The 1391-nt window shown below is 35.4% G+C and carries 2 protein-coding genes; both read left to right on the forward strand.

What is annotated here, in order from left to right; translation table 11 throughout:
- Positions 1-430: 430 nt before the first annotated feature.
- Positions 431-1000 (forward strand): peroxiredoxin family protein, encoded by a 570-nt coding sequence (locus AC1DG9_RS27060; RefSeq protein ID WP_172663417.1) that lies wholly within the window; start codon positions 431-433, stop codon positions 998-1000.
- 37 nt (positions 1001-1037) lie between these two features.
- On the forward strand, positions 1038-1391 hold a 354-nt coding region (locus AC1DG9_RS27065; RefSeq protein WP_477635694.1), incomplete at its 3' end, for a hypothetical protein.

Raw genomic sequence — 1391 nt, forward strand, 5'->3', positions numbered from 1 at the left:
TCTGAGGCATCAAAATCATTAGATATTTTTGCTAGATCAACAATTTTATTGTCTTGAGAATGGCAAGATGCAAGAATGAATAATGCGAAGAGTATGTGAATTTTATTATTCATAAGCCATCTGATTTTACCAACACCATGTTTTATATCATAATTAGTTTTTACAAATTACACATTTCAGCTGTCAATAAAATCGCATAGTAGAAAAACTTTCCTAAAGCATAATCTGTATGGATATTTCGATCTTCAAATAAAATCTCTATCTTGGATAAAGCTAAATGATAAGCGCGAACAGCGCTTAAAAACCGGTCATTAGTTTGGTCTTATTTGTGATCTTCTCAGTGGATATCAGCCTTTGGTATACAAGCGATCATATTATCGGATTTTAGGGCCCGGTTATTTATTACAGCAGCCACAACTGTCGACCAGAAATGAAAATGAAAGCCCTTTTTATGCCAGTTTTACTCTTCCTTGTTTTGTTAAGTTGCAACGGGCAAAATAAAGAAGAGCGCTTGAAGCAATTCATCGCTGCTAACAAAGCGGACATAGACTTTAATATAGGGAGTAGACCGAAATATTTTTCTGTAAAGACCAGTGATGGGAGTATATTTAACTCTGAAGTAAATAAAGGTAAATATTGGATCGTCTTTGTCTACCAAATAGAGGGACTTAAAAAATCAGAAGGCTATGATATGGTAGCAGATTTAAATGAGACTTTTCAGCGGTTTGGAGACAAATTTCCGATAATTGGCATAGCCGAAGGTTTTTCTGACGATGAGGAGGCAACGCAAAAGCTGTTCAAGGAGTCGAGATTACAATTTAAACAAATTGATAATACTGAAGCGATGAATAAGGAAATCAAGCTGAAGGAAAATGTCGTTTGTACGCCATCTAAGATATTGATTGGGCCTGATGGAAAAGTGATTCTCAATGTATGTGGCGGAAAAACCAAAAGCTTGGATGATGAACTGGAACGGTTAATCATCCAAAACAAGCAGTAGCTTGTCAAGCCCAATTAGGTAGCTTAAATGAATTATTATGAAAAGTAATATATTGACACTTCTGTATTTAAGCCTGCTGTTTTTATTCGGATGTAATCCTTTCCCTAAAAAAGATGCGCATCCAGAGGTTCCGATGATTGGCGATTTGTTGAAAGACAAAACAAAATTCAGGAAGGTTATGGATCTGACCGCTCTAAGCGAAATCATTGTCTTAAAAGATGGCCGGGTGCTGTTGAAGCCTGATAACAGCAACCTTGAATTTAAGATAATCGATGTCGAAAATAAGCTAATTTTTAAAGCTAAATATGATTGGGAGATTCCTTTTTATATTGATGACCACGGCGATCTATATATCAACCAGAAGAAATATTTTCATCCATTGTATAAAAAG

This window comes from Pedobacter sp. 05L430 (genome assembly GCF_056397585.1).